The 26,518-nt window shown below is 74.1% G+C and carries 34 protein-coding genes and 2 pseudogenes; 21 read left to right on the forward strand and 15 right to left on the reverse strand.

Annotated features, from left to right (window positions below):
• Positions 1-71 precede the first annotated feature (71 nt).
• The 4 genes from OG689_RS02410 to OG689_RS02425 are packed head-to-tail and all read left to right on the forward strand — an operon-like array spanning position 72 to position 3,041.
• Positions 72-380 (forward strand): type VII secretion target, encoded by a 309-nt coding sequence (locus tag OG689_RS02410; RefSeq protein ID WP_266327773.1) that lies wholly within the window; start codon positions 72-74, stop codon positions 378-380.
• A complete protein-coding gene (locus OG689_RS02415) occupies positions 377-1,594 on the forward strand; it encodes a putative T7SS-secreted protein (protein WP_266317067.1) in 1,218 nt (405 codons plus the stop codon). Before OG689_RS02410 ends, OG689_RS02415 begins: the two co-directional genes overlap by 4 nt.
• On the forward strand, positions 1,591-2,271 hold the full coding sequence (locus OG689_RS02420) for a hypothetical protein (protein WP_266317068.1): 681 nt from the start codon (positions 1,591-1,593) through the stop codon (positions 2,269-2,271). The genes OG689_RS02415 and OG689_RS02420 overlap by 4 nt, the downstream gene beginning before the upstream one ends.
• Positions 2,272-2,291: 20 nt before the next feature.
• Positions 2,292-3,041 (forward strand): hypothetical protein, encoded by a 750-nt coding sequence (locus OG689_RS02425; RefSeq protein WP_266317069.1) that lies wholly within the window; start codon positions 2,292-2,294, stop codon positions 3,039-3,041.
• A 168-nt stretch (positions 3,042-3,209) separates the two neighbouring features.
• Here the strand turns inward: OG689_RS02425 and OG689_RS02430 are convergent, their stop codons facing one another.
• Positions 3,210-3,632 (reverse strand): arsenate reductase ArsC, encoded by a 423-nt coding sequence (locus OG689_RS02430; protein ID WP_266317071.1) that lies wholly within the window; start codon positions 3,630-3,632, stop codon positions 3,210-3,212.
• 104 nt (positions 3,633-3,736) lie between these two features.
• Here OG689_RS02430 and OG689_RS02435 point away from each other — a divergent pair, with 104 nt between their 5' ends.
• Genes OG689_RS02435 through OG689_RS02445 form a run of 3 tightly spaced genes read left to right on the forward strand, consistent with a single transcriptional unit; the run spans position 3,737 to position 5,081 of the window.
• Positions 3,737-4,048, forward strand: coding sequence for a metalloregulator ArsR/SmtB family transcription factor (locus OG689_RS02435; protein ID WP_266317073.1), 312 nt, complete (start codon positions 3,737-3,739; stop codon positions 4,046-4,048).
• Between the two features lie 50 nt (positions 4,049-4,098).
• Positions 4,099-4,887: an MIP/aquaporin family protein gene (locus OG689_RS02440; protein WP_266317075.1), complete on the forward strand. Its 789-nt coding sequence runs from the start codon at positions 4,099-4,101 to the stop codon at positions 4,885-4,887.
• Positions 4,884-5,081, forward strand: a complete 198-nt coding sequence (locus OG689_RS02445) for an FAD-dependent monooxygenase (protein WP_266317076.1) — start codon at positions 4,884-4,886, stop codon at positions 5,079-5,081. The genes OG689_RS02440 and OG689_RS02445 overlap by 4 nt, the downstream gene beginning before the upstream one ends.
• A gap of 11 nt (positions 5,082-5,092) precedes the next feature.
• Here OG689_RS02445 and OG689_RS02450 read toward each other — a convergent pair whose 3' ends face one another.
• From OG689_RS02450 to OG689_RS02460, 3 genes are all read right to left on the reverse strand, one after another.
• Positions 5,093-5,566 carry a GNAT family N-acetyltransferase gene (locus OG689_RS02450; protein WP_266326806.1) on the reverse strand — a complete coding sequence of 158 codons (474 nt, stop codon included), beginning with the start codon at positions 5,564-5,566 and terminating at the stop codon, positions 5,093-5,095.
• A 16-nt stretch (positions 5,567-5,582) separates the two neighbouring features.
• Positions 5,583-5,921 carry a metalloregulator ArsR/SmtB family transcription factor gene (locus tag OG689_RS02455; RefSeq protein ID WP_266317077.1) on the reverse strand — a complete coding sequence of 113 codons (339 nt, stop codon included), beginning with the start codon at positions 5,919-5,921 and terminating at the stop codon, positions 5,583-5,585.
• A gap of 70 nt (positions 5,922-5,991) precedes the next feature.
• Positions 5,992-6,354 (reverse strand): metalloregulator ArsR/SmtB family transcription factor, encoded by a 363-nt coding sequence (locus OG689_RS02460; RefSeq protein ID WP_266317078.1) that lies wholly within the window; start codon positions 6,352-6,354, stop codon positions 5,992-5,994.
• 130 nt (positions 6,355-6,484) lie between these two features.
• Between OG689_RS02460 and OG689_RS02465 the strand changes: the two genes are divergently transcribed.
• The 3 genes from OG689_RS02465 (at position 6,485) to OG689_RS02475 (ending at position 8,975) form a co-directional block, all read left to right on the forward strand.
• Positions 6,485-6,688: a hypothetical protein gene (locus OG689_RS02465; protein ID WP_266317079.1), complete on the forward strand. Its 204-nt coding sequence runs from the start codon at positions 6,485-6,487 to the stop codon at positions 6,686-6,688.
• A gap of 53 nt (positions 6,689-6,741) precedes the next feature.
• On the forward strand, positions 6,742-8,166 hold the full coding sequence (locus OG689_RS02470; RefSeq protein ID WP_266317080.1) for an FAD-dependent oxidoreductase: 1,425 nt from the start codon (positions 6,742-6,744) through the stop codon (positions 8,164-8,166).
• A gap of 278 nt (positions 8,167-8,444) precedes the next feature.
• Complete coding sequence (locus tag OG689_RS02475) at positions 8,445-8,975, forward strand: hypothetical protein (RefSeq protein ID WP_266317081.1); 531 nt, start codon at positions 8,445-8,447, stop codon at positions 8,973-8,975.
• Between the two features lie 57 nt (positions 8,976-9,032).
• Here OG689_RS02475 and OG689_RS02480 read toward each other — a convergent pair whose 3' ends face one another.
• A complete protein-coding gene (locus tag OG689_RS02480) occupies positions 9,033-10,436 on the reverse strand; it encodes a hypothetical protein (protein ID WP_266317082.1) in 1,404 nt (467 codons plus the stop codon).
• Between the two features lie 510 nt (positions 10,437-10,946).
• A complete protein-coding gene (locus OG689_RS02485) occupies positions 10,947-11,093 on the reverse strand; it encodes a hypothetical protein (protein WP_266317084.1) in 147 nt (48 codons plus the stop codon).
• Positions 11,094-11,252: 159 nt separating this feature from the next.
• On the opposite strand from OG689_RS02485, the gene OG689_RS02490 reads away from it, so the two are divergent.
• The 7 genes and pseudogenes from OG689_RS02490 (at position 11,253) to OG689_RS02520 (ending at position 16,234) form a co-directional block, all read left to right on the forward strand.
• Entirely contained in the window at positions 11,253-11,819 is a 567-nt protein-coding gene (locus tag OG689_RS02490) for a GNAT family N-acetyltransferase (RefSeq protein ID WP_266317085.1), read from the forward strand.
• 379 nt (positions 11,820-12,198) lie between these two features.
• Positions 12,199-12,852 carry a HemK2/MTQ2 family protein methyltransferase gene (locus tag OG689_RS02495; protein WP_266317087.1) on the forward strand — a complete coding sequence of 218 codons (654 nt, stop codon included), beginning with the start codon at positions 12,199-12,201 and terminating at the stop codon, positions 12,850-12,852.
• A gap of 25 nt (positions 12,853-12,877) precedes the next feature.
• Positions 12,878-13,096 (forward strand): CDGSH iron-sulfur domain-containing protein, encoded by a 219-nt coding sequence (locus OG689_RS02500; RefSeq protein WP_266317088.1) that lies wholly within the window; start codon positions 12,878-12,880, stop codon positions 13,094-13,096.
• An 87-nt stretch (positions 13,097-13,183) separates the two neighbouring features.
• The gene (locus OG689_RS02505) at positions 13,184-14,197 is read left to right on the forward strand and encodes an iron-containing redox enzyme family protein (RefSeq protein WP_266317089.1); all 1,014 of its coding nucleotides are present in this window, start codon (positions 13,184-13,186) and stop codon (positions 14,195-14,197) included.
• A gap of 206 nt (positions 14,198-14,403) precedes the next feature.
• A pseudogene (locus OG689_RS02510) lies at positions 14,404-15,074 on the forward strand (phytoene desaturase family protein); the annotation flags it as partial.
• 67 nt (positions 15,075-15,141) lie between these two features.
• Complete coding sequence (locus OG689_RS02515) at positions 15,142-15,615, forward strand: SRPBCC family protein (protein ID WP_266317090.1); 474 nt, start codon at positions 15,142-15,144, stop codon at positions 15,613-15,615.
• A 160-nt stretch (positions 15,616-15,775) separates the two neighbouring features.
• Entirely contained in the window at positions 15,776-16,234 is a 459-nt protein-coding gene (locus OG689_RS02520; RefSeq protein WP_266317091.1) for a TIGR03618 family F420-dependent PPOX class oxidoreductase, read from the forward strand.
• A gap of 218 nt (positions 16,235-16,452) precedes the next feature.
• Here the strand turns inward: OG689_RS02520 and OG689_RS02525 are convergent, their stop codons facing one another.
• The 8 genes and pseudogenes from OG689_RS02525 to OG689_RS02560 all read right to left on the reverse strand — a co-directional run bounded on the left by OG689_RS02525 (position 16,453) and on the right by OG689_RS02560 (position 21,213).
• Positions 16,453-16,629 (reverse strand): hypothetical protein, encoded by a 177-nt coding sequence (locus tag OG689_RS02525; RefSeq protein WP_266317093.1) that lies wholly within the window; start codon positions 16,627-16,629, stop codon positions 16,453-16,455.
• 58 nt (positions 16,630-16,687) lie between these two features.
• Positions 16,688-16,948, reverse strand: coding sequence for a DUF4235 domain-containing protein (locus tag OG689_RS02530; protein WP_266317095.1), 261 nt, complete (start codon positions 16,946-16,948; stop codon positions 16,688-16,690).
• A 100-nt stretch (positions 16,949-17,048) separates the two neighbouring features.
• The gene (locus tag OG689_RS02535) at positions 17,049-17,582 is read right to left on the reverse strand and encodes a ferritin-like domain-containing protein (RefSeq protein ID WP_073928171.1); all 534 of its coding nucleotides are present in this window, start codon (positions 17,580-17,582) and stop codon (positions 17,049-17,051) included.
• A gap of 126 nt (positions 17,583-17,708) precedes the next feature.
• Positions 17,709-17,888: pseudogene (locus tag OG689_RS02540) on the reverse strand (Rieske (2Fe-2S) protein); the annotation flags it as partial.
• A 64-nt stretch (positions 17,889-17,952) separates the two neighbouring features.
• Positions 17,953-18,669 (reverse strand): glycosyltransferase, encoded by a 717-nt coding sequence (locus OG689_RS02545; protein WP_266317097.1) that lies wholly within the window; start codon positions 18,667-18,669, stop codon positions 17,953-17,955.
• A complete protein-coding gene (locus tag OG689_RS02550) occupies positions 18,666-19,337 on the reverse strand; it encodes an SAM-dependent methyltransferase (protein ID WP_266317098.1) in 672 nt (223 codons plus the stop codon). The genes OG689_RS02545 and OG689_RS02550 overlap by 4 nt, the downstream gene beginning before the upstream one ends.
• On the reverse strand, positions 19,334-20,146 hold the full coding sequence (locus OG689_RS02555; protein WP_266317099.1) for a PIG-L family deacetylase: 813 nt from the start codon (positions 20,144-20,146) through the stop codon (positions 19,334-19,336). Before OG689_RS02555 ends, OG689_RS02550 begins: the two co-directional genes overlap by 4 nt.
• Entirely contained in the window at positions 20,143-21,213 is a 1,071-nt protein-coding gene (locus OG689_RS02560; protein ID WP_266317101.1) for an acyl-CoA dehydrogenase family protein, read from the reverse strand. Before OG689_RS02560 ends, OG689_RS02555 begins: the two co-directional genes overlap by 4 nt.
• 327 nt (positions 21,214-21,540) lie before the next feature.
• Between OG689_RS02560 and OG689_RS02565 the strand changes: the two genes are divergently transcribed.
• Entirely contained in the window at positions 21,541-21,675 is a 135-nt protein-coding gene (locus tag OG689_RS02565; protein ID WP_266317103.1) for a hypothetical protein, read from the forward strand.
• A 119-nt stretch (positions 21,676-21,794) separates the two neighbouring features.
• On the opposite strand, the gene OG689_RS02570 is transcribed toward OG689_RS02565, so the two are convergent.
• On the reverse strand, positions 21,795-22,886 hold the full coding sequence (locus OG689_RS02570; protein ID WP_266317104.1) for a glutamate--cysteine ligase: 1,092 nt from the start codon (positions 22,884-22,886) through the stop codon (positions 21,795-21,797).
• A gap of 138 nt (positions 22,887-23,024) precedes the next feature.
• Here OG689_RS02570 and OG689_RS02575 point away from each other — a divergent pair, with 138 nt between their 5' ends.
• The 3 genes from OG689_RS02575 to OG689_RS02585 all read left to right on the forward strand — a co-directional run bounded on the left by OG689_RS02575 (position 23,025) and on the right by OG689_RS02585 (position 26,515).
• Positions 23,025-24,047 (forward strand): YihY/virulence factor BrkB family protein, encoded by a 1,023-nt coding sequence (locus OG689_RS02575; RefSeq protein ID WP_266317106.1) that lies wholly within the window; start codon positions 23,025-23,027, stop codon positions 24,045-24,047.
• Between the two features lie 354 nt (positions 24,048-24,401).
• Positions 24,402-25,013 carry a hemolysin III family protein gene (locus tag OG689_RS02580; RefSeq protein ID WP_266326808.1) on the forward strand — a complete coding sequence of 204 codons (612 nt, stop codon included), beginning with the start codon at positions 24,402-24,404 and terminating at the stop codon, positions 25,011-25,013.
• Positions 25,014-25,273: 260 nt separating this feature from the next.
• Positions 25,274-26,515 (forward strand): PP2C family protein-serine/threonine phosphatase, encoded by a 1,242-nt coding sequence (locus OG689_RS02585; protein ID WP_266326810.1) that lies wholly within the window; start codon positions 25,274-25,276, stop codon positions 26,513-26,515.
• Positions 26,516-26,518 lie beyond the last annotated feature (3 nt).

A 26,518-nucleotide genomic window follows, 5' to 3' on the forward strand; every position in this document is an offset into this window, starting at 1 on the left:
CGGACGGTCCGTGCGTCGATCTCCCGTCGGTAGGGTTCCGACCGGGATCCGACGTACGGGGGAGTACTTCAGTGGGACAGACCTTCAAGGTGGAGGCGGACGAGCTCGGGCAGCTCTCCAAGGAGTTGGGCGAGGCGACGCAGAGCATGGGAGGGGCCGTGCACGCGTTGGAGCAGACCAATCCCAAGGTCACCGGTGAAGCCGGGCCGGACATGGCCTGCGAGGGGTTCGGACACGACTGGTCGTACGGGCTGAAGCAGCTGACCGAGGCTCTGCAGGCCATCGGCAAGGGCCTGGACGCCACCGCGCGCGGCTACCGGCGCACCGACGACGTGATCCGCCGAACCATGTCCGGCCAGGTCGCGCAGGCCGCCTCGTGAGCGGGTCGTTCGGCGGGTACCCGTGGGGCAGCCCGGACCGGGACGGCTTCGAGGCCCTCGGCTTCGATCCGGCGCCCGGCAGCCTGCCCGGCATCGAGAGCATGGTGCGCGACCTCCAGCGGGCCGCCAAGGAACTGCAGGACGCGCACACCAGCGTGCTGCGGGCCTCGAACAACGGTCAGGCCTGGCAGGGCGAGGCGGCCGACGCGTTCTCGGCCCGGATCGCCAAGCTGCCGCAGCAACTCGCCACCGCCCAGGACTCCTTCACCTCGGCCTACCGCACGATGGACAGCTGGCACGGCCGGCTGGCCGACCTCCAACGCCGGGCGGACGAGGAGGAGCGGCAGGCGAAGGACGCCCGCGGCCGCCGGGACCGCGCCGCCGGGAATCCCGACCTCAAGCTGGCCGGCCTGTCCTTCGGCGACGACCAGCAGTTGGCCGACGCCGAGGCCCGCTACAAGGCCGCCAACGCCGAACTGGCCACCGCCGACGCCGAACTGTCGGCGATCGTCGCCCAGGCGAAGCACCTGCGCGGGGATCACGACAGGCTCGCTCAGGAGGCGGCCGCCGCCATCGCCCGGGCCGCCTCCCGGGCGCCGGACGGGCCGGGCTGGTTCGCCAAGCTGGTCGACGGCATCGAGGGCTTCGTCGCGGCCAACCTCGAACTGGCCGACGCCGCCCTGAAATGGGTCCAGGACCACGCCAACGCCATCGCCGCCATCGGCGACCTGCTGAGCAACGCCAGTACGGCGGTCGGCCTGGCCGGGCTGGCGCTGCACTGCATACCGACACCGTGGACGGAGGCCGCAGCCGTCGCCCTCGACGGGGTGTCGGTGGGCCTGGCGGGCGGTGCGCTCGCCGCGCACGGCGTCGCCGCGCTCGCGGGCGCCGACGTTCCGCCGATGAGCTTCGCCACCGACATCATGGGCACCGTCCCGGTGGTCGGCTCGCCGGGCAAGCTGGGCAAGGCGGGGGCCGCCCTGGCCAAGGCCGGTGACGAGGCCAACGTGGTCGGAGCCGCGGGGACCTCACTGTCGGTCACCGGCTGGCTGATGGACTCCTCCGGTCTGAAGGTGTTCCTCCCCCGCAACGACCGGCAGTCCATCGAGACGGCCACCGGCGGTTCGCTGCTGGTGGGCATCGAGAACTCCTGGCACGACGGGTACGAGAAGGACCGGGCAGCCAGGCGGGAGAAGGCCGGGGCCGCCAGGTGAACATGCTGCGCCCGGAGCAGATCGCCGCCGCCCTGGACGGCCGTCCGCGGGTGGAACTGTCCGGGGTTCCCACACGGCAGGATCTCGGCCACGAGCTCTGGGTGGCCCGCCTGTACGGGTACCGCTTCGAGTCGTACCGTCCGTCCGCACCGCGCAGCGGCGTCCCGCCGGTGCTGACCCTGGTGCTGGACCAGGACCCGCTGGCCCGGCGGCGGGCGGCCTGGATGCGCGCCCCTGATCTGCGGCCGGGGGCCGACAGTCCGGTCGAGTGGGCCTGGTTGACAGCCGGCCAGTGGCTGCCGAACCTCTGGACCCCGCCGGGCTGGCCGCCCGGGGCGTACCCCGTACCGCCCACCCCCGAGCAACTGCCCGGCGCCCCGGCCGACGTGGTGTCGGACCGGCTCTCACCGTACCCGCTGGTGGCACTGAGCCTGGTGCTCGGGATCTTCTCGGGCACCGCGGCGAGCCAGGAGTCCTCGGTGCTCGCCGCGGTGCTGGGCGCACTCGCGGTGGCCGCCGCGCTCGGGGCCTGGCAGGTGGCCCGGATGCGGGAGCGGGCACTGCGACGCTCCTTCGGACGTCCGGCGCCGGCCCGCCCGCCCGGTGGCACGCAGCCCCCGCCGCCACCACCGACCCTGCGTGCCCAGGGCGGCGACCAGGGCGGCGACCAGTCGTAAGATCCCGAAGGGAAACAGCGTTGAGCACCGCGACCGAGGCAGCCGGCGAGCCCGGCGTCGAATTCGAGGTACCGCCGGACTTCGTCCCGTTCGAGCAGGTGACGGACGCCGACGCGGCGGCCGCCGTGGTCCTGGCGCGGCTCGGAACGTCCGCCGCCGGCCTCGGCGCGGACCACCTGCAAGCGCTCGCCGAGCTGTACCTGGACGGCTCGGCCGCCCTGGAGGCGGCCGGCACCATCTGGTCCGGCACCGCCTTCGGCAGCATCGACGGCGCCCCGTCGACGGCCGTACTGACCGTCGCCGGCGTCGACACCGGCGCGGCGGACCGGCGGACGGCGGCGGCCGGCCTGCTCTCGGTGCTGACCACCGAGGGCGAGGCGGCAGGCGCCGAGGTACGCGAATTCACCGCCCCGGCCGGCCCGGTGGTCGTCACCGTACGGACCACGCCCGGCTGGGAGGTACCGGCCGACGGAGGCAGGACGGCGCGAATCCCGCTGCTCCGCGCACAGGGACACCTCCCGCTGCCGGGGCCCGGCGGCGGCGTGCTGGTCGTCGACCTCACCACCCCGGACCTCGCCCACTGGCAGGACGTGTACGCGCCGCTGTTCACACGGGTGCTGCGCAGCATCGACTTCCCGCTGGAACGGGCGCAGGCCGACGCCCCGCCGGCTCCGACACCGGCACCGGCCGGTGAACAGGCGCCGGACCCGTTCGGCACGGCACTGACCGGGCACCCCGCACCGTTCAGGACCGGCCCCGTGCGGCCGTAGGACAGGAAGGGCGCGACGGCCCGCCGGCGATGCCCGACGGTCATCAGCACGGCGCTGGACATGATGGAGCGAAGCTCGCGGAGTCCGTTCCCGGGCAGTCACCCCGGAGCCGGCGGCGAACCCGCTGTTCCGGGCGAAGGCGCTCTTCGGTGTGCCCACTGCTGGGCGTCAGCTCTCCTGCGGCCCGGCGTCGATCTCGGCGATCAGGCCCTCGATGAGGCGCTTGATCTCGTCGCGGATGGGGCGGACCGCCTCGACACCCTGGCCGGCCGGGTCGTCGAGCTTCCAGTCCAGGTACTTCTTGCCGGGGAAGTACGGGCAGGCGTCGCCGCAGCCCATGGTGATGACGTAGTCGGAGGCCTGGACCGCGTCGGCGGTCAGCACCTTGGGCTTCCGGTCGGAGATGTCGATGCCGAGCTCGGCCATCGCGGCGACCGCCGACGGGTTGATCCGGTCTCCGGGCACGGAGCCGGCGGAGCGGACCTCGATGCGGTCGCCCGCGAGGTGGCGCAGGAAGCCGGCCGCCATCTGGGAGCGGCCCGCGTTGTGGATGCAGACGAACAGCACGGACGCGGAGGCGGTGGTGGGCATGGCTCTTCCTTCGTCGAGACCCGCGGCGGGGTGCGGTGCGTCTGCGGCCCGGGCGGGGCCGTGCGGCTTGGGATTTCCCCCGGCGAGCGCTAACGTATCAGCCCATGGTGATGTCAGTCGACAGTGACGTGATGAAGGCCCTGGCCGACCCGTTGAGGATCCGGATCCTCACGCTGCTCGCCGAGGAGGCACTGTGCACGACCCACCTCGTCGAGGAGACCGGCGCCCGGCAGACGAACCTGTCGAACCACCTCAGGATCCTCCGGGACGCCGGACTGGTCGACACCGAGCCGTGCGGTCGATTCACCTACTACTCGCTCCGCCCCGACGCCCTTGAGGCCGTGGCGGCGGAGTTCGCCGGGCTGGCCGCCACCGCCCGTGAGGCCGCCGCGAACCGTCGCAAGCGGTCCTGCTGAACCACCCACCCCCGCCCGGCGGCCAGCCCGCCCCGTCCGAGGAGAACCCGTTGAGCGCCATGGAGGCCGGACCCGACATCGCGGACCCGTTCACGGTCGAACCTCCCCCGACCTCCGGCCGGGGGCGCCCCCACGCCGTCCCGCTCGCCAACCGCGTCGTGGCCGAGCTGGTCGGCAGCGCGGCGCTGGTCGCCGTCGTGGTCGGCTCCGGCATCCAGGCCACCGAGCTCAGCGAGGACGTCGGCCTGCAACTGCTCGCCAACTCCCTGGCCACCGTCTTCGGCCTCGGCGTGCTGATCCTGCTGCTCGGCCCCGTCTCCGGCGCGCACTTCAATCCGGTCGTCACGCTGGCCGAGTGGTGGACCGGCCGCAAGGCCCCCGAGGGGCTCGGCCCGCGCGAGGTCGCCGCCTACATCCCGGCACAGATCGTCGGTGCGATCGCCGGGGCGATCCTGGCCGACGCGATGTTCGGCAAGGCGCTGGTGCAGTGGTCCACGCACGACCGGTCCGCCGGGCACCTGCTGCTCGGCGAGGTCGTCGCCACGGCGGGCCTGGTCCTGCTGATCTTCGGACTGGCGAAGACCGACCACCTGCGGTTCGCGCCGGTCGCGGTCGCCTCCTACATCGGCGCCGCGTACTGGTTCACGTCGTCCACCTCCTTCGCCAACCCGGCCGTCACCATCGGGCGCGCGTTCACCGACACCTTCGCGGGCATCGCCCCGAGCTCCGTACCGGGCTTCATCGGCCTGCAGTTGGTCGGCGGCGTCGTGGGCCTCACCCTGGTGGCACTGGTCTTCGACCACCGTCGGCGCACCTCGGCCGCGGCCGGTTCGAAGTGAGCGAGGCCCGGCGCACCCAGGTCCTCGTCGCCGGCAGCGGGCAGGCCGGCCGCGCCGTCGGCCACCACCTGCGGCGCGCCGGGCTCGACTTCACGATCCTGGACGCCGCCACCGAGCGCTCCCGCCCCCGGCCGACCAGGCGGGCGCGGTACCGGCACGACGGCGGCAGCGGCAGCAGCGACAGCGACAGCTGATCGTCTCCCGCTCAGTCGACGACCGGGCTTCGGCGTTCGACCAGCACGACGTCGCGCCAGACGCCGTGCTGCCGGCCGATCCGCTCGCGGGTGCCGATGACGCGGAAGCCCGCCCGCCGGTGCAGGGCGAGGCTGGCGGTGTTCCCGGGGAAGATCCCGGACTGGATCGTCCAGATGCCGGCGGCCTGCGTGGAGTGGATCAGGGCGTCCAGCAGGGCCCGGGCGACGCCGCGCCCGCGGGCGCCGGGGTGGACGTAGACGGAATGCTCGACCACGCCGGCGTAGGCGCAGCGGTCGGAGACCCGGCTCGCGGCGACCCAGCCGAGCACTCGGCCTCCCGGCTCAAGGGCGACGTGGCGGTGGGCCGGGAGCTTCCCGGCGTCGAAGGCCTCCCAGGTCGGAGCCGCGGTCTCGAAGGTGGCGTCACCCTCGTCGATCCCGGCCTGGTAGATCGTCAGGACCTGGGTGGCATGGGCGGCGACCATCGGGACGACGGTGAAGTCAGCGGCCACGGTCGGCCCCCTGCCCGGCGGAGTCCTCTCCGAGAATCATCCGCACGGCGGCCGGGAAGACCGCCAGGCAGGTCCGGTTGACCTCGTACCGGGTGGAGGTGCCCTGGCGCTCGGCCTGGACGAAGCGCACCTCGGCGAGGATCTTCAGGTGGTGCGAGACGGTCGACTGACCGACGCTCGCCCGCTCGACGATCTCACCGACGGCCAGCGGCCGACCCTCGACGGCCAGCAGGTGGAGCAGCCGGACGCGGGTCGGGTCGGCCAGCGCCTTGAACCACGCGGCGTACCGCTCGGCGGCTTCCGCGTCGATCAGGGGGAGGGAGCGCATCTCATTCATCGACAATCGACGATAGTCGATGAAAGGCCACGGCAAAAGCCCCGCCGACCGGGGCGGGCCGTCAGCGAGCGGCCGCCAGCAGGCCGGCCATGGCGGCGAGCGCCTCGGGGGCGACCCGGTAGTAGACCCAGGTGCCGCGCCGCTCGCTGGTGAGCAGGCCGGCCTCGCGCAGCTTCTTGAGGTGGTGGGAGACGGTGGGCTGGGAGACGCCGACGTCCTGGATGTCGCACACGCACGCCTCACCGCCCTCGTGGGAGGCGACCCGGGAGAACAGGCGCAGGCGGACCGGGTCCGCGAGCGCCTTGAACATCGCCGCCATCCGCACCGAGTCCGCCTCGGACAGGGCCGCCGAGGTGACGGGCGGGCAGCACGGCGCGGTCTCGGGCTCGACCACCGGCAGCTCCACCAACTTCAGATTCGACATGCGTCTATGTTGACATCCATCGAAGCCAGCGGCAAGCTCGGAGGCACATCGACAAACGTCGAATCAGTGAAGCGGCCGACGGCTTTTCCGGTCCGCCGACCAGTACCTGCCCCTCGCCGAGGAGATCGTCATGAGCGACCGCGCCACCCCCGCCCCGGACACCGCCACCCGGTCCACCGGCTGCTGCGGCCCGATCGCCACCGAACGCCCGGCCGTGCGGGTGACCGTCGCCGTGGCCCCCTGTTGCGGGACCGCCGAGCACGCCGGCTCCGAGGTCTGCTGCGACCCGGCAGCCAAGCGCGAGGCCGTCGCCGCCGCTGCCGGCTGCTGCTGACCCGTCCCCCAACCCCACCGCCCGCACCGCCGCATCCTCCCGGAGACCCTGACATGAGCGAGAACACCCCCACCGATCAGCTGCCCGTCGTCGTGATCGGCGCCGGCCCGGTCGGCCTGGCCGCCGCCGCCCACCTGATCGGGCGGAACATCGAGCCCCTGGTCCTGGAGGCCGGGCCCGGGGCCGGCACGGCGGTGCGCGAGTGGGCCCACGTCCGGCTGTTCTCGCCCTGGGCCGAGGTCGTCGACCCGGCCGCCGAGAAACTCCTCGCCCCCACCGGCTGGGTCCGCCCCGACGGCGCCTCCTACCCGTCCGGCGCCGACTGGGCCGAGCTCTACCTGCAGCCGCTCGCCGACGTCCTCGGCATGGGGGCACCCCCGGCCGAAGGCTGGGGGAGCGTCCGCTACGGCGCCCGGGTCACCGGCGTCGCGCGCGCCGGACGCGACCGGATCGTCGATTCCGGGCGCGCCGAGCAGCCGTTCACCGTCCACGTCACCACGGCCGACGGGAGCGAGGAGCGGATCACCGCCCGCGCCGTCGTCGACGCCTCCGGCACCTGGTCCACCCCCAACCCGCTCGGCGCCGACGGCCTGCCCGCCCTCGGCGAAGGCACCCACGGCGCCCGGATCTCCTACCGCGTCCCCGACCTGAAGGACGCTGCCGTCCGCGCCCGCCACGCGGGCAGGCGCACCGCCGTCGTCGGCACCGGCGCCTCCGCGTTCACCGCCCTCGCCCTCCTCGCCGGCCTCGCGAAGGAGGAGCCCGGCACGCACGCGGTCTGGGTGCTCCGGCGCGGCCTCAGCGGCTCGACCTACGGCGGCGGCGACGCCGACCAGCTCCCCGCCCGCGGTGCGCTCGGCCTCCGCGCCAAGGCGGCCGTCGAGGCAGGTCACGCAAGCGCCCTCACCGGGTTCCGCACCGCCGGCGTCGAACAGGCCGACGGCCGGGTGGTCCTGCTCTCGGAGGACGGGCGGCGCAGCGATCCGCTGGACGAGGTCGTCGTCCTGACGGGCCTGCGCCCGGACCTGTCGTTCCTCTCCGAGGTCCGCCTCGGCCTCGACGAGCGTCTGCAGGCTCCCGTCGCGCTCGCTCCGCTGATCGACCCCAACCAGCACTCCTGCGGCACCGTCTACCCCCACGGCGCCGCCGAGCTCTCCCACCCCGAGAGCGACTTCTACCTGGTCGGCATGAAGTCCTACGGCCGCGCGCCCACGTTCCTGGCCAGGACCGGCTACGAGCAGGTCCGCTCCGTCGCCGCCGCCCTGGCCGGGGACCACGCGGCCGCCGCCCGCGTCGAGCTGACGCTGCCGGAGACCGGCGTGTGCGGCGGCGCCGGCCTGTTCGACCAGCCGGGCACCGAGCAGACCGGCGCCGAGCAGACCGACACCGGTGGCTGCTGCTCGACCCCCGCCGCGCCGCAGCTCGTCACCCTCGGCGCCGCTCCGCAGGACTCCTGCTCCACCACGGGCGGCTGCTGACCGGTCCACCCCGTGTGGGGGCGACGGTCGCCCGGCCCGTTCGCACCGTTCGCCCCGTGGACGGCCCTGGTGGCCAGTGGTCAGGGGCGGGGACGCGCGGCCCCGGCTCTGAGCTGGTCCGCGTGCCGAGATCATGCGACGGAGGCTCTGGCACCTGTGTTCCAATACGCTGTCAAGCCGTCCGCGCACACCCTGCGAGTGCACCTCAGAACCGGGAGCAGTACCGGCCGATGAACGCTGAATGCCCCCGATGCGCCGAGTCCGACCAGACGGTGAGCGTGCCGCACACCTTGACCGATGCCGCCCACCCGCTCGGGGCACCGGAGCACGGCCAGCTCCTGCCGCCACCGCCGCCGGCACCGGCGGCGGTCGCACGCAGCACGCCCGCCGTCGTGCTCTACACGGTGGCGGGCGTGATCACCGTCCTCTGGCTGATGAACGTGGCCAAGGGTGTCCCCGACCCGGAGGTCGCCGACGCTTCCTACCGGATGGGCTACCTCCTCGGCCCGCTGGTCCTCTCCGTGCCCTTGGCGCTGGCCGGGCTGGTCGTGCAGCTGGCGACGCGGCGGCGGCGGGTCCGGGTGGCCGAGGACGCTACCAGGGCGGGGCACGCGGTCTGGGAACGGCACCACCGGGTCTGGCAGGCGGCCTGGCTGTGCCGGCGGTGCCGGGTGGCGTTCTTCCCGAAGGGGTCGGTCAGCCCGGACTACCCCGCCTCCCCTGCTGTCGCGGCGGCGCAGCTTCCGATGTGGGTGACGACGACGGCCGAGCGTGCGTTCGGCGTACCGGAGCCGACCGGTCCGCGCTGAGCCGCACAGCCCTGTTCGCGGCGGCCGGCCGCCCGGGCCGTCCGGGCCGCACGGCCCTCACCGACCCTCCAGCACCCAGCCGGCGTTGTACGGGTCGGACACCGCCAGCAGGGCGCCCGGCCGCACCGGAAGACCGTCGGCCGGGGCGGCCGGCGGCCCGGCCGTCAGCCGGCCGACGCTGCGCAGCTCCTCGGAGAGCACGTCGACGGTGATGGGCAGCGGGTGTCCGGCGAGATGGGTCAGCCGCAGGTCGGCCGCGGGCCCGCTCCAGCGCACCAGGGTGCTGCCCGTGCTCTCCCGCCGCGGGGCGAAGGCGCGCACGGAGTCGAGCGGGGTGACCTGCAGCCGCCACTGCCCCCAGGCGAGGACGCGGATCAGCTCGGGCGCCCTTCCCGCGCCGATCAGGGCGCCGTGACAACTGCGGCCGGGCGTGCCCGTCTTCAGCCGCCAGTCGTAGCGGCCGGGGCCCCAGCCCGTCACCTCGGCGACATTGGACTCCCCGACGTGCGCGACGGACAGCACCGCGGGCGGGCCCTCGTAGCGCAGCACCTCGGCGCCGTTGCCCGCGGCCGCCGACCGCAGCGGCCGGGCGTGCTCGACGTCGGTGAGCCGCAATTCCCACTCCCGGTCAGGCCCGTCCACCCGGATCCGCAGACTGCGCAGGCCCGCCGTCCGCTCGTCGGCCCCGAGGAGGAACCGGTGGTCCTGGCTGAGGCCGAGGCCGGGCAGGTACTCGCGCCGCAGCCCGTCGTCGTCCAGCACCTCCAGGCTGGGGGCCATCTGGCGTCCCCGCCCCTCGTAGTGGAAGTCGAGCAGGACGGGGCCGTCCGCGCGTGGCCGTTCGAAGAGCATCGTCGCGGTGCCGGCCCAGCGCCGCACGGGCGAGTGCGGATCCGGCGCGTCGACGGGCGTGACGCTGATCGACCAGTCCTGCCCCTGCTCCACCGCGAGCAGCGTCGGCCCGTCCAGCGGGACGACGTAGCGCCAGGTCGACTGCGCCCCGGTGTCCGTTACGGGGTGCGGTACCGACTTCAGGTCGACCCGCGCCCGGTCAGGGCCGTCGGGGTGGGCCGCCAGGACGAAGCGCTCGCGGGTGGCGCGGTGGGTGATCGTCGCCCACCCGGCAGGTCCCCGGTAGTCCAGCACCTCCGGGCCCGCTCCCTCCACCTCGCGGGTGAAGGCCCGCGCGGTGGGAACCTCGCGCACCCGCAGCGACCAGTGGCCCTCGGTCTCCACCCACAACTTCTGGTGCCGCCCCTGGCGGTCCCGGGGGAGCAGCACCAGCGCCTCGGAGTCCTCGGCGTCGAACCGTCGGACGAAGTGGCCGCGGCGGCCGGTGGGGCGCACGGTGAAGAGGTCCATCGGCGCCCCGCGCTGCTTGCGGACGGCGAGCAGCACCGCGCGCTCGGGCTTCGGGAACTCCAGCCGTGCCCGCCCCTGGCCCTTTCCCCGGCTGAACACGTGATCCGCCACCGTCCCACCCCTCCCCCGCCGCCGTGGGCACGTCCGCGCCTGCGGCACGTCCGGCACCCACAGCACGGTACGGGCGGGACGGCGCCCGCGTCATCGCCTTGCACCGTCCGGGACCGAGGGCTCTGCACAGCACTCACGTGGACCTCGTCGGAGCGCCGCCGCCCAGCTTCCGGGCAGGCCGCGCCACAGGTCCCGGTCCCACCCGGCACGGCCCGTCGGTCACGACGGCAGCGCCGGCGGGCCGCTCCCCCGAGCGGGGCGCAGCGGTCGGATCTCGTCCAGCCCGACCGGGCGGGGTCGCGGGCCCAGCTCCCGCCGCGATTCCGCACCGGCCGGGCTGGCAGCAGCGCCATGCCGGTGCAGCGCCGAGGCCCGGTCCTGGGGGCCCGCGGGACGGCGTTGCGCACCGCCCCCTCGGCCACGTCGACGCGGGCGGCCGCCCGGCCCTCCGGAGGGCGGAGCAGCGGCCGAGGATGCCCCGAACCGACCGTCCCAGTCCTACCGGCCCACCAGGTCGAGGCAGGCGTACTGGCAGGCGCCGATGCCGGCGGTGCCGAGGTTGACCTTGCCGATCTTGACGGGTGCCGGGTGCTCCCGCCCTCCGACGGCGAAGCGCTCCCGTGGGCCTCGGGAAGCCCTGACCACGGCATCGACCCGCTGCGCTCGGCCGGTCGACGGCCGGCGGACCGGTCGGGGCCGGTGCCGGTGCCGGTCGCAGTCGGCTCCCCTGCTGGGTGAACGGCCCGCCGCCGGGTTGCTGCCGTCCACGATCCAGCCGTGCGGCCGCGGGGAGGCGGGAGCATCATGGGCACCAGGAAGACTGAGGAGGTCCGGGCGATGGACATCGCGTTGGTCACCGAGCGGCTCGTCATTCGGGACTGGTCCGTCGACGATGCCGAGGACGCCCTGGCGATCTACGGTTCGCCGGATGTCGCGCGTTGGCTCACTCCGGCGATGGAACGCGTCGGTGACGTGGCGGCGATGCGCTCGCTGTTGGAGGCGTGGCAGGAGGCGCAGCCGAATCTGCCGGCGCCTCGGGGCCGGTGGGCCGTGCAGCGCCGGGACGACGGCGCGGTGGTGGGTGGCCTCGGCATCCGGCTGCTGCCACCGTACGAGGACGACCTGGAGATGAGCTGGCAGGTGGCCCCCGAGGCCTGGGGGCAGGGTTATGCCACCGAGGGCGGCCGCGCGCTCATCGCCTGGGCCTTCACTCAGGACGCCGAGGAACTCTTCGCGGTCGCGCGGCCGAACAACCTCCGCGCCATCGCCATGACGAGGCGGCTCGGCATGGAGTGGGTCGGCGAGACCACCAAGTACTACGGACTCACTCTGCAGGTCTACCGCATCCGCCCAGGTGACCTGACCGGCTGACCGGCACCGCGACCCTTGCCGACGACACCATCGCGGTACCGAAGCGGCTGCGGGCAACGTGGCGAGAGGCGGCACCGGCCCTGGCCGCACCGGGCCTCAGCGACCCCGAACGCGCTGCCGTTCTGCACAGTGCCGCCCTCGGCCACGACCCGAATCTCGCCGCATTCCTCCGGCCACTGGCCGAACGGCATCATTGGACCACCCGTTGGCGCCGGCCGACCGGGCGAGCCCTCGCCGCAACGATCCTCCGCCCGGGCACCGACCAGCCACCCACTCTGGTGACCGCAGACCTTCTCGGGCGCCTGACCCGGGGAAGCCGACCCCGTTCCCGTGCCGGGCGGCAGCGTGTCAGCAGCGCAAAGAGGGGCAAACGTGCAGTATGTGGCTGTTGAAACCTCCCGGTGTCTACCGCGCGCAGGATGACACCGATCTACTGATATCGAGCCTGGCCCGCGAGCACCTCCGGGAGGGGAACGAGGTTCTGGACATCGGCACCGGCACCGGCGCGGTGGCCCTCGCCGCCGCCGGAACGGGGGCCCGCGTCACCGCGATCGACGTCTCGCGCCGCGCCCTCGCCACGGCCTGGGTCAACGGCGCACTGAACGGCCGGCACATCCACGTGCGGCACGGAAACCTGCTGGAGCCCGTGCGCGGGCGGCTCTTCGACCTGATCGCCTCCAATCCCCCGTACGTGCCGGCGGCGGGCGACGCCCTGCCGACCCACGGCGCGGCACGCGCCTGGGACGCCGGGCCCGACGGGCGCGCACTGATCGACCGCATCTGCCTCGACGCCCCACGAGTGCTGGCTCCGGGCGGTGTCCTGCTCCTGGTGCACTCCTCACTGTCCGGGGTCGAGGCGAGTTGCCGGGCGCTCTCCCGGGCCGGTCTGCGGACCGAGGTGGCCGCCCGGCAGCGGATCCCCTTCGGTCCGGTCATGTCGGCGCGCGCCGAGTGGTTCGAGGAGCAGGGACTGATCGCCGCCGGGGTGCGACACGAGGAACTGGCGGTGATCCGCGGTGTCCGGGCGGCCTGACGCGCAGCGTCCGAGACGTCTGACGATGCCCGCGGAGAGCGGACCCCTGCTGGTGGAGGGGCCTGTCGAGATCGTCCTGCCGGACGGCACCGTGCGGTCGGGTGAGCGCCCGATCGTCGCCCTGTGCGTCTGCAGGCGCAGCAAGCACTACCCCTTCTGCGACACCAGCCACCGCCGCCGCTCGCTGCCACCGACGGAGCGGGCGCGGCAGGAGGGCGAGGACACGTCGGGGGCCGGCCGCTGAACGTGCCGGACGGACCCGGGCGGGTCGAGGCCCGTCCGGCGGGTAGGAGCAAGTCACAACCCCCGACTCTTCCTGGAGGTTCTTCTCGTGGGTGTCACGGCAGCGGGCCCCGGCCCCGCCCTTCCGCAACCGCGGGGGCCCCTGACCCGGGCGCTCGTCACGCTGCTGAGCTCCGCCCCCGGGCCGGGTGCCGCGGTTCCGCTCGCCGATGCGGGCACGGCCGACCCCTGGGGTGAGGACCACCAGCTGGCCCTCTATCTCTGCTACGAACTGCACTACCGCGCCTTCACCGGTGTGGACGCCGCGTGGGAATGGCACCCCGCGGTCCTGGGCCTGCGCCGAGTTCTGGAGGATGCCTTCCTGGACGCCCTGCGCGCGGAAACGGGGACGGTGGCCCCGCTGGCGGGGCAGCTGAGCGAGCTCCTGCTGGAGCCCGTCGACGGTGAGGGTCCCTCCTACTTCCTGCTGCGCGAAGGCGAGCGGTGGCAGGCCCGCGAGTACCTGGTGCTCCGCTCCCTGTACCACCTGAAGGAGGCCGACCCGCAGAGCTGGGTGATCCCCCGCCTCCATGGTGCGGCCCAAGCGGCGCTCGTCGCGGTCCAGTACGACGAATACGGGGCGGGGCACCCCGAGCGGACCCACTCCCGGCTGTTCGCCGAGATGATGGCGGACCTCGGCCTGGACGGATCCTACGGACGCTACCTGGATCTCGTGCCCGCCCCGGCGCTGGCTGTGGTCAACCTGATGTCGCTGTTCGCCCTGCACCGGGCGCACCGCGGCGCCCTGATCGGGCAGTTCGCCGGCGTGGAGATCACGTCCTCGCCCGGATCCGCCCGTCTGGCCGCAGCCCTGGAGCGCCTCGGCGCCGGGCCCGCGGGCACCCGGTTCTACCAGGAGCACGTCGAGGCCGACGCCGTCCACGAACAGCTCATGCGCCACGGTGTCATCGACGCGCTGCTGCAGGACGAACCCGGTCTGGAGGACGACATCGCGTTCGGCCTCGCCGCGAGCGTCCTGCTCGACGAACGCCTCGCCGAGCACGCCCTCACCCGTTGGAGGCGGAACAGCACCGCACTCCTCGCCCCCGTGCCGACCGCCTGACCACCCGCGCCCGCGCCCGCGGCCGGGGCCGGGGCCGGGGCCGGGGGCCGGGGCCGGGGGCCGGGGGCCGGACTTCGACGAGGCGAGCGGCTGCGAGCGGACATGGCCGCTTCGTGACGGGTGCCGAGCGAGGCCCCCCGTCCCGCCCGGGCTCGGCCCGCCCACCGAGCCGGCGCACAGGAGCGCCGCCGAAACGTGCGCCGCCATGGAGCAGGGGCTCCGTCCCTTGGACAGCGGCCGGGGCACGCGCCGCCGGCACCGTCCATCTGGGCGCCGACATGGACGAACTGAGCGACTACGCACTCCAGTTGTCCACCCGTCGACTTCCGCGCCTGCCGTTCGCCCTGCTCGGGCAGATGACCACCGCCGACCCCACCCGCTCCCCGCCCGGCACCGAGTCCGCCTGGGCGTACACCCACGTCCCGCAGACGATCAAGGACGACCTGGGGCCCGACGCGATCACCGGACGCTGGGACGAGCGCGAGGCCCACGCGATGGCGGAGCGCGTCGAGCGGCAGGTCGAGCGCTTCGCGCCGGGTTTCCGGGACAGGATCACCGCCCGGCGCGTCCTCACCCCTCCGGTCCTCCAGTCGATGAACGCCAGCCTGGTCGGGGGCGCGATCAACGGCGGTACCACCGCCCTGCACCAACAGTTCGTCTTCCGGCCGGTGCCGGGCACCGGGCGCCCCGAGACACCCGTCTCCCGGCTCTACCTCGCCTCGTCCTCCGCCCACCCCGGTGGCGGCGTCCACGGCCTTGCGGTGCCAACGCGGCCCGCGCCGCCATCCGCTCGCACCGACTGCTGGCCGGCCGGATCCTCTCCCCCGGCCTCGCCGCCGCCCAGCGGCTGCTCTCCGGACCGCAGGCTCACCACTGACCCGTCACCGCATCACGCCCGCCCGCCCCCGTGGGCCACCCGGCGGGAAGCACCGAGGAGGAGTCGTATGGCACGGCGTCAACAGTTCATCGAATGCCCGCCGGAGCAGGTCTGGGCCGTCCTCGCGGACGGGCACAGCTACGCCGAGTGGGTCGTCGCCACCCGGGACATCGAACACGTCGACCCGGCGTGGCCGGCTGTCGGCGCCGAGTTGCGCTACGCCGTGGGACTGGGCCCGCTCACCTTCCGTGACAGCTGCACCGTGCGGATCTGCGAACCCCGTGCTCGACTGGAACTCGAGGCCGAGGCCAGCCCGTTCGGCGCCGCCCGCATCGCGTTCACCCTCATCCCCTGGGGCGACAACACCCTGGTGCTGCTCGACGAACACCCCCTGACCGGCCCCGGCGCCCGCCTCCAGGGACCGCCGAGCGAACTGGTCCTGAACCTGCGCAACCGCCGCCTGCTACGGCACCTGGCGCAGGTCGCGGTCGGACAGTACCGGCAACGAACCGTCCCACCCGAGCAGCTCCACCGTCCGTGAACAGGCAGCCGAGCCGGCCGGCGCGGCGCACCTGCACCGGGCTGGAGGCGCCCTCGGCGCCGACCGGGCCGAAGGCGCGGGTACCGAAGCACTCGGGCCGGTGGCCGCGCATCCGGACGGCAGCTGGAATGCACAGGGCTGCAAGGGAGTTCAGCACGTCATGACTCAAGGTCCAGCACCTCGCGCCCTCTCCGACGATGCTCTCTCCGAACTGCTGAGCACCCAGCAGTTCGCGATCCTCGCCACCAACAAGAGCAGTGGCCACCCCCATCTCACCACCATGCTCTACAGCTGGGACGCCGCAGCACGCATCGTCCGGTTCTCCACGACTGCCGACCGCATCAAGGTCGGACAGCTCCGGCGCGACCCACGCGCGGCCGTGCATGTGCAAGGTGGCGATGTGTGGTCGTTCGCGGTGGCCGAGGGCGAGGCCGATGTCTCCGCCGTCACCACCACGCCGGGGGACGCGGTCGGGCGGGAGCTGCTCGCCATGGTGCCGGCGGCCGCGAGGCCGCAGGACGAGGATGCGTTCCTGGCGCAGCTGGTCGCCGAGCATCGGGTGGTCATCCGTCTGAAGGTGTCCCGGCTGTACGGGACGGCACTCGACGTCAACGGCTGAGACCGCCTCCCGGCCGGTACTTCCGGCCGCGTCGACGGAGGTCGGCGCGGCTGTGCCGGGAGCCGCTGCCCGGTCGCCGGACGGTGGGTCCTCGCGGGTGCCGACCGGGTCGACCGCGCGACCGTGACCGACGACGCGGACGGCCGGCTGCTGACCGCCTCCGGCTTGACGGCCGCCCCGGCCCCTCTCGTGGCGTGAGCGTACCGTCGCCGGTCCCGTCACGCCGTCCGGTCTGCCGGGGATCCGCCCTCGTCGTCCTCCGGTTCACCGGCGGGCTCCTCCGAGGTGGCGCGGGCCCGGTCGATGTGTTCGGTGTTCTTGCGGTCCACCTCGTCCTTGAGGTGCGACAGATCGGTGGCGTTGCGGTGGGCGAGTTCGCGGTCGAACTCCTTCATGACTGCCTCCCAGGCCGCTGATGGCGGCCGTCAGCGGTTCACCGACGCGGGTGCGGCCTCAGTCGGGCCAGGTGCCGGTCAGGCGGCGGGTGCCGACCGCGCCGCCGCGGTCGATCGCGGCCTTCACCAGAGCGAACACCGCACCTTGCAGAGCGGCGGCGGTCAGCACCTCCTTCCAGGTCCTGTCCCGGTCGGTGGCCCGGGGCGCGTCGTCCTCATGACCGAGAAGGGCCCACAGGCGCCTGAAAACGGCGCCCGCGACGATCCCGCCGAGGGCGCCGATCAGCAGCCCGAGGGGCTTGTACAGGATCCTGACCATGGTGACCTCCCTTGTGGGCCAGGGCCGCCCGCGCCGAGCGGCTGCTGCGCGTCTGTCCGCAATCCGGCCGGCCCAATCGGCCGGGAGCCGCCTGCCGGGGTCAGACGGCGAGGAGGTCGGTGAGGTCGTCGGCGTGCTCTTCCTCCTCCTCGAGGATGGATTCGATGAGGCGGCGGGTGGTCGGGTCGTGGTCCCCCAGCCAGCGGGCGATCTCCTGGTAGGTGGAGATCACGATGCGTTCGGCCAGCAGATTGTGCTCCAGCATGGCCTTGAGGTCCTTCTCGTCCGGCGTGGTGTAGTCGGTGTGGGCGCGCTGGGCGAGGGTCGCGGGGTCGAAGTCGGGCTCGCCGCCGAGCTGGGCGATCCGCTCGGCCGCCCGCAGGGCGTGCTGCATCTCCTCGGCCGCGTGCTCGGTGAACTCCGCCACCACCTGGGCGCGGTCGATGCCCACGGCGGAGATGGCGTGCCGGGTGTAGCGGAGCCAGCAGACCACCTCGGTGGCGACCACGTCGTTGAGGACGGCGATCACCTTCCCGGTGTCGAGGCCGTAGGTGCTGGTCACGGCGCCGTCGGCCATCTTCTGCCGGGCCTCGTCCCGGATCCGGCTCACGTCGATCACGAAGTCGTCTGCCACGGTGTGCTCCCGAAAGGTTGGGGGAAGCACGGTCCGGGCACGCCTTCCCCGAACCCTGGGACGGCACACCAGGCCGTTCCGGAGGCCACCGGTTCGCAGTAGCACCGACAGGAACGGTCGGCAGGTTCAGCCCGCGCCCGGCAGGCGCGCCTGCAGGTTGCCGTTCAGGTCCGTGCGGGTGGCGAAGCGCGGCCGCGGGGCGGTGGCGGAACCGCCGACGTTCCAGCCGTCGGACAGCCGGAAGACACTGCCGTGCCAGGGGCAGGTCACGCAGCCGTCCGCGACCTCGCCCTGCGAGAGGGGGCCGGACGGAGCCGGACGGCGCCGCAGGTACCGGCTCGGACACCGGCCGGGAAAGCGCCCCCGGTGATCAACCCGCCAGGGTGTCGAGGCCCAGGAGGAAGTCGCCGAATCCTCCGCGAGCGCGGGGATCGCGCCGCGCGGAGGTGGTGACCGGGTTCCGGGTGGTGCGCTTCACCGGGTGGCCGGCGGCCTCCAGGGCGGCCACCAGGTTGCGGTCCTCACCGACGGTCAGCGGGTCGAAGCCGCCGGCCGCGTGGTAGGCGTCGGCCCGCACGGCCAGGTTGGCCCCGTGGACGTGCGGATGCCCGGCAGGGAGGCCGCGCCGCCGGTAGCGCCGGCGGAAGGCGTCGGCGGTTCCGTCCGGGTGGCCGCTCCAGTCGGCCACCCGGACGGTTCCCACCACCGCGTGCCAGCCGGCGGCCGCGTGGGCCAGCTGCTGCGCGAGCCAGCCCGGCGGGACCAGGGAGTCCGCGTCGGTGTGGGCCAGCCAGATCTGGCGGCTCGTCAGGCCGGGCCGCGCCGCCAGGGCTAGGCCGACTGCGTGGCGGCTGCCGGCCGCGCGGGCCGCGCCCACGCTGCCGGCGCTCAGCTCCAGGAGATCCGTACCGTGCCGACGGGCGACGGCAGCGGTGCCGTCCACGCAGGCGTCGGCGACGACGACCACCCGGACCGGCAGGGCTCGGACGCATGGATGCGCGGCGGCCCGGTGCAGGGCGTCGAGGCAGTCCCCGAGCAGCTCCTCCTCGTCCCGGGCCGGCACCACCACGGCCAGGGACCGGATCACGTCAGCCCCTCGCGGGCGGCCACCGAGAGGCGCCGGGCGGGTGTGCCGGCCCGCTCGGGGCGGATGAACACGTCGAGGAGGAAGTCCGGTTCGGTGTGGCCGGCGATCCGCACCAGGGCCGGGTGGGCGCGGGCCTGCCGGTGGACGACGTCGGCGCTCGACGCGTGCTCGGTCACCTCGTGGCGCCAGTGGACGAGCAGCAGGGTTCCGCCCGGGTCGAGTGACCGCACCGCGAGGTCGAGGAGGGCGGCCACCTCGGCGGCGGTGAAGTAGTACAGCAGCTCGGACAGGACGACGAGGTCGAAGCGCTCGCCGGGCGCGGGCCAGTCAGCGGGCAGCACGCGGTGCTCGATGCGCACGTGCGGCAGGCGCGCGAGCCGTGGGCGGGCCTGGGCGAGGGCGCGTTCCTCCCGGTCGCAGGAGAGCATGGCCCGGCAACGGCCGGCGAGCAGGGCAGACAGGACGCCGACCGAGCAGCCGGGCTCGAAGGCGCTGCGGTAGTCCGGGGCGGGAAGGGCCGCGAGGGTGAGGGCGTACTTGCGTTGTTCGTACCAGCGGTCGGCGAGCCGCCACGGGTCGGGCCGGTCCGCGTACATCCGGGCGAAGTACTCCCCCGGTGTGCTCCCGGCCCCGCCGCCGTCCGCCGCCCTGATCCCGGGCGCGGTCATCGCCAGACCACCTCGAAGTCGCGTCGGAAGTGCGCGAGTTCCGCCGGCGGCAGGATCGGCGCGTCCTCGGGCCGGTCGCCGAGCGGCTGGGTCTGACTGCGGAAGCACTCCAAGGCTTCCTGCTTGCGGGCCCGGGCGTCGGGCGGCAGCGCGATGCGGGCCGCGCGGTGCCAGGGCAGGCGGACGTCGCCGGGTACGGCCCAGTGCCAGGCCCACACCGGGTACTCCCACACCGGCACGCCCGCGGCGGCGCCTGCGCGCAGCGCGGCGCGGCCGGCGGCCTCGTGGTCGGGGTGCAGGTCCCGGCTGAACGGTGCCACGCACAGGTCGCAGTCGCGCAGCAGTCCTGCCAGCCGACCGGTGAGGTCCCGCTCGTGGCGGGCGACCGCCCCGTCCGGCACGCCGAGGCTCACACTCTGCACGTCGGCGCCCAACCGGCCCAGGGCCTGATGCAGTTCCCGGGGGCGGACAGCAGCGAGGTCACGGGCCGACGGTGCCCGGCTGCGGGGGTGGGAGGCCTCCCCGGCGGTGACGGACACCAGTCGCAGGCGGACGCCGGCCGCCGCCAGCAGGGCTGTCGTGCCGCCGAAGCCGAGGACCTCGTCGTCGGGATGGGCCGCCATGATCAGCACCCGGGGCGAGCGGGCCGCCCCGGTGGGCAGCGCGTCGAGCGGGTCGACCGCGGTCAGGCCCGTCAGCCCGGGCCAGGCGAGCCACTCCTCCTCCCGGGTGCCGGGTGCCTGGATCGGGTCGGCGGGTGGGAGCGGCGGCTCGGGGACCGACAGGGAGGGCGCCGGACGGCCGGTCATTCGTCCTCCCAGGACAGCCGGGTGGCGGAGGCGGCCTTGCCGAGGGCCGCGAGGTCGCGTTCGGCATGGTGCTGGCGCAGGTAGACGGTCAGGTCCGCCACGGTGCGCGAATGGACGGCGTCGTGACCGAGAGGGGTGGCGCCCAGGGCCCGGCCGACCCGGGTCAGGACCTCGCCCCCGGCCTGCTCGACGGCGGCGCGCACCCGCATCGTCCGCAGGCCGGCGGCGCCGTCGAGGTCGTGCGGGTCGGCGTCCACGGCCGCGGCGGCGCTGTCGAGCAAGGCCTCGACGGTGGCCAGGCGGGCGTCGACGGCGCCCAGGTGCGCCAGGGCGTGCGGGTCCAGCTCCCACGTCCGGGAGGCGGCCAGCAGCGTGCGGGCCACCGCGCGGGCGCCGCCGTACCAGCACGCGGCGACGCCGATACCGCCGTGGTGGAACCCCGGGCGCTCCAGGTAGGCTCCCGGGCCGCCGGCCGGCGTTGCCCGGACGTCGTCGAAGGTCACGTCCAGGGTGTCGCTGCCCGCCATGCCGGCTCCGGGCCAGCTGTCCGGCAGCGGTTCGACGCCGCGCTGCCGGACCTCCACGGCGAACAGGCGTCGCCGCTCCCCTTCGCGCGCGGTCACCAGAGCGTGCGTGCAGACCCGGGCGCCCGAGCAGAACGGCTTCACCCCGGACAGCCGCCACCCGCCCGGCACCTGCCGCGCCTCCAGCCTGTGGCCGGGGGGCTCCGCCGCCCACACGCCCCAGCGAGCCCCCTCCCCGCCCGAGGGCAGATCCTCCGCACCCTGGACGCGCAGCGCCCGGAGTTCCGCGAGGATCGCCGCGGCGTCCGCGTGTCCCTCGGCGAGCCGGGCCAACGAGAGATCGGCCTGCGCCCAGCGGGTGAGTGCCTCCCACCGGGTGCGGGTCAGGCCGCCGCCGGGCAGCGGGAGATCCAGCTCCCCGCAGGCCGCCATCCGGGTGAACGCCCGGGCCACGGATCGACGGTGCTCCGCGGCGTCGGCTCCGGTGCTCACGGACCCGGCCTGGTCGGTCAGCGGACGGGCCGACACGGCGCCGGTGCTCACCGGGTGCTCTCCCGACGGGGATCGGGCTGGCGGGGCAGCCGCACCGGCCAGGGCGGCAGGGTGGACGGTCGGAAGGACGACCCAGCGGTCACGAAGGACGACCCAGCGGTCACGGCGGACTCCTCGGCAACGGCCGGGACGGGTGCCCGGCCTTCGAACGACTCTGCACCTCGCGCAGGCCGCCCGCATGCCCAGCATTCACCCTCAGGTGCGGGGCCGGCCTTCGGAAGGGGGTGATCGGCGCCGGGCTCCAGGGTGACGCCACGACCGCACGTCATTCCCCTTCGTTGCGGCGGAGGGGTGGCTTGTGCTGTCCAGGACAGCAGCGTGGGCGCAACCGCTTCGGGCCGGCCGGAGGGCACCGTCCTCGGTGATGCCTGCGTCCGTCCGCGCATGGTCCGCGAGGGCTTCCTCACCGACACCCGCACCCTGGGGGCCGTCGAGAACTTCCGCGCCTCCTGATCCGGCCCGCTGATCGACCAGCGGTCCGCTGCGGCCGCACCGGGCCCGGTGCGGCCGGGTCACGTCGCCATGACCCGGCCACCCGACCGCAGGCCAGGGCGGAGCTTCCTCGTCGTCGCTCAGGCACCCGTGGTCTGGTCGGCGATCATGCCGACGAGCCCTTCACGGCCGCCGCGGCGCAGTTCGCGCAACTGACGCGCCGCCCCGTTGCCCTCACGCAGGATCCGCTCCAGGACGGGCGTGATGTGCCGCCCGTCCTTCCCGGCCGCGGAGGCGGTGAACTCCTGGAGGGCCGCCACCGCGTCCCCCGGCGCACGCAGCCCGCCGTGGAGCGGGTCGAACACCTCACCGCTGCAGCCGTGCCTCGCGCCGTACCACACGGCCGCGTCAAGCGTCTCGGGCCGGATCACGGGCACCGGACGCCCGGCGGCCGCGTCGCCGAGCAGGCGGGTGGCGAGGGCACGGACGGTGCCGGCGAGCATCACCGCCTCGTCCGGGCGCAGTTGCACGTCCAGCGCGCGGATCTCGACGGTGGGGAACCGCTCGGACAGCCTGATGTGCCAGTAGATCTGGCCGAGGTCGGGGATCAACCTGTCCTCCACCAGGGCCCCGGTCCGGTGGTCGTAGTCGTCGGCGCCCTCGAACGAGGGCGGCGGACCGCTGACGGGCCAGCGATCGAAGAGCAGCGTGCGCCAGCTGGCGAATCCGGTGTCGGTGCCCTGCGACAGCGGCGAGTTCGCGGCCAGCGCCACCAGCAGCGGGAGCCAGGGCCGAAGCCCGTTCAGCAGCGCGATGCCGGTCGCACGGTCGGGGATGCCGAGGTGGACGTGCATGCCGCAGATCAGCTGTTCGTCGGTGAGCCGGGGAGCGTCACTGTGCATGGCCCGGTAGCGCACGGTTTCCGTCACGGGAACGGGGAGGTGATCGGTGAACGGCGCGCTGGCACAGGCGGCGAGCAGGCAGCCGTCCTGGGCCGCGGCCCGGCCCAGTGCGTGGCGCATCCGCAGGAGGTGGCCGCCGACCTCCTCCAGCTCGTGGCAGACCGGAGTCGCGATCTCCAGCTGCGCCTGGAGGAGTTCGCGCTGGACCTCACCCTGGTCCATCGCCGGCTGGAGATCCGCTGCTCGGCGCACCTGCGCCGCCCGGGCAACCGGCGTACCGGTCGCCGGGTCCAGCAGGAGGTACTCCTCCTCCACGCCGAGGGTGAGCATGCCTCGGACATACCCCGCAGAGGACGGCTTCACCCCCGCAGCTCGCTCCGGTGGTGCCGGCCGGCGGATGGTCGGCGAGCCGCCGGCCCCGGACACCGGCGAACGGTTCACCGCCGGCGTCGCGGGCAGACGCCCGGTATGGCATCACCGCACCACCGCAAGCACACGGCCGAAGGCCAGGAGCACACCGACGGCCCCGGGCCCGGTCGGCAGGTCGAGGCAGCCGCCCCGGACGCCCCCGGGGACCTGCCCCCGCGCTCCTGGTGGGCGGTACTGCGCCGCACCGGCCAGGAGTTCCTGGAGGACGAGCTGCCCGACCGGGCCGCCGCCCTCACCTACTACAGCGTCCTGGCGATCTTCCCCACCCTGCTCGTGCTGGTGTCCGTGCTCGGTGTGATCGGGCGCACCGCGACCGACTCGGTCCTGGACAACCTGCAGAGCCTCGCACCCGGCGCCGCCCGCGACATCCTGCGCGACGCCGTCCACCAGCTGCAGAACAACGGCGGCACCAGCACCGTCCTGATGATCGTGGGCCTGGCGGGCGCCCTCTGGTCGGCCTCCGGCTACGTCGCGGCCTTCATCCGCTCCTCCAACGCGGTCTACGACATCCGCGAGGGCCGCCCCGTCTGGAAGACCACCCCGCTGCGCCTGGGGCTGACGCTGCTGCTCATGGTGCTGCTGGCGGCGAGCGCGGTGATCGTCGTGTTCACCGGCCCGCTCGCGGACCGGGTGGGCCGGGCCCTGGGCGTGGGCGGCAGCGCCCTGACGGCCTGGTCGATCGCCAAGTGGCCGGTTCTGGTGCTCCTCGTCGCACTGATGATCGCCCTGCTGTACTGGGCCGCGCCCAACGTGCGCGACCGCGGGTTCCGCTGGATCTCACCCGGCAGCCTGCTCGCCGTCGCGCTCTGGATGGCGGCCTCCGCCGGATTCGCCCTGTACGTCGCGAACTTCTCCTCCTACAACAAGACCTACGGCACCCTCGCCGGCGTCATCGTCTTCCTCGTCTGGCTGTGGATCTCCAACCTCGCCATCCTCCTCGGCCTGGAGTTCGACGCCGAGCTCTCCCGCGAACGCGCCACCGAAGGCGGACTGCCCAAGGGGGAGGAGCCGTACGTCCGGCCCCGCGACACCCGGACGTGGCCGGACGACGAACAGCCCTGACGCGGTCACGGGAGGAGAATGCCCATCAGGCCCAGGCCAATTGCGCCGAACACGACCGCGAGAAGGACACCCGCGGTACGCCCCCTGGCATCCGGTTCGCGCTGACAAGGTCCGCGCCTGCGGTTCGGGTGTGGCGTCGCCCGCACTCGACCGCCGACTTCCTACAGTGGGAACATGATCGCCGAAGACGCCCAGCAATCGACTCACGGACAGGAGTACCGGCCCCACCGGGACGCGAACCTCGCCGCCCCCGCGGCCGATCCACCTGCCGGCACGACCGGCCGGCCGAAGGCTGGACAGGCGACCGTCCTGGCGGGCGAGGTGGGGCCTGCGGCCGCGGCGCTGAAGCCGAGGATGCGCGGCTGGCTGCACGCCGGCACATTCCCGCTCGCACTGGCGGGCGGCATCGTCCTGGTCGGCCGTTCGCGCCCGGGTGCGGCAGCGGCGGCCTGCTCGGTGTACGCGCTGTCGGCCTGCCTGCTGTTCGCCACCAGCGCGGTCTTCCACCGCGGGACCTGGGGCCCGCGCGGGGAGGCGGTCCTGCGGCGGCTGGACCACGCGAACATCTTCCTGATCATCGCCGGCACCTACACCCCGCTGGCGGTACTGCTGCTGCCCACCCGCAGGCAGCAGGTGCTGCTGACCGTGGTGTGGACGGGTGCCCTGGCCGGCATCGCCTTCCGCACCCTGTGGTTGGGGGCTCCCCGATGGCTGTACACGCCGTGCTACATCGCCCTGGGCTGGGTGGCCGTCTTCTACCTGCCCGACTTCGCGCGCACCGGCGGCACCGCGGTCGTCGCACTCGTCATCGCCGGCGGACTGCTCTACACGGCGGGCGGCATCGTCTACGGACTCAAGCGCCCCGACCCGTCACCGCACTGGTTCGGCTTCCACGAGGTCTTCCACACCCTCACCGTCGCCGCCTTCACCGCGCACTACACGGCCGTCCTCCTGGCAGCCACCTGACCGGCGTTCCCGGCCGTGCCGGAACGCAGGAGCCCCGGAACCCTGGCCGTACCTTGTCCAGGAGGACCGGTGTGCGCCGACCGGCTGCGAGGCCGGGGATCCCGTAGCCGCGTCCAGTGCGTCCCGGGCGGTCCCCTCCCCGTCCGGGACGGAGTCCGAGCGTCATCGAGCATTGAGGAGTCGCAGTGAGCGCAGGAGAGCCCGACGGCGACGGCGGCCACCCCTCTCCTCCCGTCGGCGGGTGTGCCCGGGGCAGTGCGATGACTCTCGCGGGGACGCTGGAGGCCGCGGAGGCCGCGCCGCCCGTGGAATCGCTCGACGTGGTCGCGCGCATGCTCAGGGACCACCTGGGGGCAGCGTCCGTCTCGTTCCTGATCACTGACTTCACCGGTGGCTCGGTCGTGCGACTGGGCACTGCCGGCAGCGTCGAGACCGACGAGCCGGCCCGGCGCATCCCGCTGCGGGGCACCCTGTACGACGACGTGATCCGCACCCAGCAGCCGAAGGTGCAGGACGGCACCGGGAACGGGCTCGTGCGGGTCCTCGCCCCGGTGACCAACCGCGGGGACGCCATCGGGCTCCTCGAACTGTTCCTCCCCGCAGCGCCGAGCGCGCAGGTGATGCGGGAGATCAGCGAGACGGCGCACGCGCTGGCGTACATCGTCATCGCGAACCGGTCCTTCACCGACGTGTACCAGTGGGGCCGGCGCACCACCCCGCTGAGCCTTGCCGCGGAGATCCAGCACCGGCTGCTCCCGGCGTCGCTGGCCTGCGAGGCGGCACAGTTCGCGGTCGCCGGGGCGCTGGAGCCCGCCGACCACGTCGGGGGCGACACCTTCGACTACGTGATCGACCGGGACACCGTCCAACTCTCCGTGACGGACGCCATGGGCCACGACGTCGACGCCGCGCTGCTGGCCACCCTCCTGGTGGGAGCACTGCGGCGGGCCCGCCGGGCGGGGGCCGGACTCGACGAACAGGCCCGCCAGGCCGACCAGGCGGTACGGGACCACGGCCGCCGGAGCTACGCCACCGGCCAGCTGCTGCGCATCAGCCTCCTCGACGGCCGGACCGAGTTCGTCAACGCCGGACACCCCTGGCCGCTGAGGATGCGGGACGGGCAGGTGCGGGAGATCGTCCCGGAGATCGACCTGCCGTTCGGCCTCGGCGTCCACGCCAACACCTACCAGGTCCAGTCGCTGGATCTGCGGCCCGGGGACCGGCTGGTGATGCTCACCGACGGCATGCTGGAGCGCAACGCCCAGAGCCTCGACCTGCCGGACCTGATCGTCCGCACCCGGGCCCTGCATCCCCGCGAGGCCGCCCGCACCCTCATCGGAGCGATCCTCGACGCCGGCCACGGCCACCTGCACGACGACGCGACCATCATGTGCCTGGACTGGCACGGCCCCGGCACCACCCGGCGCGACGCCGCCACCGGCGCCGACCTCACCGACGCCTCACGACCCTCGGGCACCGGAGCGCCCGCACCCGGGCGATGACAC

It is taken from the genome of Kitasatospora sp. NBC_00240 (assembly GCF_026342405.1).
Classification (GTDB): domain Bacteria; phylum Actinomycetota; class Actinomycetes; order Streptomycetales; family Streptomycetaceae; genus Kitasatospora.